We start from the raw sequence: 3,224 nt of genomic DNA on the forward strand, positions 1-3,224 counted from the left end.
AAAATTTGCTATTCTATCTTAGTAAGATGCCTGCCTTTGCTAAAGCTCCCAGCAGCAGGCCACCACTGTCGCCATGACCACTAATTATAATTTATTTAAATCCTCCGGTCGATTCAAATTCACCAATTCTTTAGCACTAAAAGGTATTGCCCCAAATCTAACCAGCTTCACAAACTCTTTCGGACTATCACCAGTATAATTCTTGAGCTTCTCACTACAAGTACTTTTATAAAGGCCTACAAGTGGATTGATTTGTCCTGAAGCATCAGATGCACAAACAACATCATTTTTGTTCGCATCGATTAGAAGCTTTTCAATAGAATTTTTTGTCAGAAAGGGCATGTCACAAGGTAAAATCAACCAATGAGTAGTCTCTTTTGCAAACGCTTGCCTGATGCCGCCAATGGGCCCTTTAAAAGATTCATCATCAACAAGTAAAGTATATTTCTTAGAAAGCTTTGCAGCCTGACCTTCATGACAAGAAAGATAAACTTGATCACAAAATTCGGTTAGCAGGTCATGAGCAATTTCAAAAAGAGGCTTGTAATTAATTTTTAAGAATGCTTTGTCTTCTACCATTCGTGAGCTTTGCCCTCCCATCAAAACCAGTCCGTTAACGCGATCTTTTGAAATCACTTTTTCCTCCGGTTTTTTCAATTAATCGGGTTTCTTTTATGACAATATCATGCGATAATGCTTTGCACATATCATACACTGTTAAAGCAGCAATGCTTGCTCCTGTGAGTGCTTCCATTTCCACTCCGGTTTGCCCGTTGCAAATGGCAGTACATGAAATAACCAGTTCATTTTTATCCCTCCTGATATCAATTTTACAATTGGTAAGGTTTAACTGATGGCAAAATGGAATGAGCTCAGACGTTTTTTTTGCACCCATTACACCAGCGATAATGCTTGTCTGTGTAACGGATCCTTTTTTTGTGACTAACTCATTATTTTGATCAAATGCAGCTACTACCTCATCTGGCAGATATACGATAGATTGAGCAACTGCCGTTCGCTTGGTCACACGCTTATCTGAAACATCTACCATTTTTGGGTTCCCATCTTCGTCTATATGTGTTAATTTTCCACTTGTCATATAATCAAATTTAATAAATGATATCCGTACAAGAAGCAGTTGAGATCATTCAATCAAATATTATTGAGCCAGAACTTATTGAAGTTCCTTTTTATGATGCAGTTGGAAAAGTGTTAGCGGAACCCATTGCGGCCGACAGGGATTTTCCTCCATTTAACAGGGTAATGATGGATGGCGTGGCAATCAACAATGAGCAATACCAGTCAGGCCAGCGACTATTTGCTATTGAAGCAACGCAATTGGCTGGTGCTCCGCAACTCGAACTCAAAAATGTCGTCAATTGCCTTGAAGTGATGACTGGCGCCATGCTTCCTATTGGTGCTGATACCGTGATCCGCTATGAAGATGTGACCATTGAAGGGAACAAAGCTGTCATTAACGATATCGAAATTAAAAAAGGACAAAACATCCATTTACAAGGCCAGGATATAAAAACAAAACAGATCATTATAGAGTCAAATACGCTTATTACACCAGCCGAAATGGGAGTCATCACCACTGTGGGTAAGAACAAGGTAAAAGTCTATAAACCTCTGAAATTTGCTATTATTTCTACAGGTGATGAATTGGTAAATGTGGAAGAAGAGCCCGAAATGTATCAGATTAGGCAATCTAATTCACACGTGCTTAGGGCTAGTTTAGATCAACTGGGTATGGTTTCGCAGGTTTTTCATATCGTTGATAAAAAGGAAGAATTAAAATCCAGAATAGAAAAAATTCTGTCGGAATATGACGTGCTGGTTTTAAGTGGAGGTGTTTCAAAAGGCAAAAGTGACTTTGTTCCAGAAGTGCTTGAAGAATTGGGTGTAACGAAACATTTTCATCGAGTAGCTCAGCGCCCTGGAAAGCCATTTTGGTTCGGTACTATTAGAAAAAAATCAGTCTTTGCTTTACCTGGAAATCCCGTTTCCACATTTTTATGTTTTAACAAATATATACTTCCATGGCTTAGAAAGAGTTATAGTTTGGATGACAATATTCAACTGACGCAATTGGCAGAAGACTTTGAGTTTAAGCCCGACCTTACATATTTTCTTCAGGTTAAAGTCAACAATGACAAGGGTATGTTAAAAGCGAAACCTGTAGTAGGTCAGGGTTCTGGCGATTTGGCTAATTTGGTTTTTGCAGATGGCTTTCTTGAGCTACCAGCAAACAAGTCGAACTTTAAAGCAGGAGAAGTATTTCCTTATATTCCTTATCGAACATCTGAATAAAATTTACTCTTTACCGTCAAAATCCATAATTTTGCAGTCGCAAATAGAACACTGAAAATATGTTTGATAATTTAAGTTTAAAGTTAGATAAAGCGTTTAAAACGCTAAAAGGGCAGGGAAGCATTACAGAGGTAAATGTGGCCACTACGATGAAAGAAATTCGTAGAGCGTTAATTGATGCCGATGTAAACTACAAAGTAGCCAAAGATGTAACGGATGAGATAAAAGAAAAAGCATTAGGTCAAGACGTACTAACGGCAGTTTCTCCTGGTCAGCTTTTAACGAAGATTACAAACGATGAGCTAACCCAATTAATGGGTGGTAGCCATGAAGAAATAGATATAAAAGGTAGCCCAGCGGTTATTCTTATCTCTGGTTTGCAGGGTTCTGGTAAAACCACTTTCTCTGGTAAGTTGGCGAACATGCTCAAAAAGCAAGGCAATACAGTGATGCTTGCGGCATGTGATATTTACCGACCAGCGGCTATTGACCAGTTGAAGGTGTTAGGTGAGCAGATAGGAGTAGAGGTGTATGCCGAGCCTGAAAATAAAAATGCAGTTCAAATTGCCAGCAATGCAATAAAGGCAGCCAAAGATGGTGGCAAGAAAATATTAATTGTCGATACAGCCGGTCGATTGGCAGTGGATGAGGAGATGATGAACGAAATCTCCGATATAAAAAAAGCACTCGATCCTTCTGAAACACTATTTGTAGTTGATTCCATGACTGGTCAGGATGCGGTGAATACTGCTAAAACCTTTAATGAAAGATTAGATTTTGATGGTGTTGTATTAACCAAGTTAGATGGTGATACACGAGGTGGTGCGGCAATTTCTATTCGAAGAGTTGTTGAAAAGCCTATCAAATTTATCTCACACGGTGAGAAAATGGAGGCCATTGATAAGTTCCAC

4 protein-coding genes are annotated in these 3,224 nt (G+C 38.9%); 2 read left to right on the forward strand and 2 right to left on the reverse strand.

The features are described 5' to 3' along the window. Positions 1 to 84: 84 nt before the first annotated feature. Both RLO81_RS00245 and moaC read right to left on the reverse strand, forming a co-directional pair. Positions 85 to 657: a molybdenum cofactor guanylyltransferase gene (locus tag RLO81_RS00245; RefSeq protein ID WP_350105566.1), complete on the reverse strand. Its 573-nt coding sequence runs from the start codon at positions 655 to 657 to the stop codon at positions 85 to 87. Beyond that, complete coding sequence (gene moaC / locus RLO81_RS00250; RefSeq protein WP_350105568.1) at positions 614 to 1,099, reverse strand: cyclic pyranopterin monophosphate synthase MoaC; 486 nt, start codon at positions 1,097 to 1,099, stop codon at positions 614 to 616. Before moaC ends, RLO81_RS00245 begins: the two co-directional genes overlap by 44 nt. A gap of 17 nt (positions 1,100 to 1,116) precedes the next feature. On the opposite strand from moaC, the gene RLO81_RS00255 reads away from it, so the two are divergent. Next, positions 1,117 to 2,313, forward strand: coding sequence for a molybdopterin molybdotransferase MoeA (locus tag RLO81_RS00255; RefSeq protein WP_350105571.1), 1,197 nt, complete (start codon positions 1,117 to 1,119; stop codon positions 2,311 to 2,313). Positions 2,314 to 2,372: 59 nt separating this feature from the next. Beyond that, a partial coding sequence (locus RLO81_RS00260; protein WP_350105574.1) for a signal recognition particle protein occupies positions 2,373 to 3,224 on the forward strand: 852 nt, incomplete at its 3' end.

This window comes from Fulvivirga sp., assembly GCF_040220315.1.
Lineage (GTDB): Bacteria > Bacteroidota > Bacteroidia > Cytophagales > Cyclobacteriaceae > Fulvivirga.

Excerpts from the sequence above, each read along its gene's own strand:
- moaC (WP_350105568.1), bottom strand. The coding sequence starts at position 1,099 with ATGACAAGTGGAAAATTAACACATATAGACGAAGATGGGAACCCAAAA.
- RLO81_RS00255 (WP_350105571.1), top strand. The coding sequence starts at position 1,117 with ATGATATCCGTACAAGAAGCAGTTGAGATCATTCAATCAAATATTATT.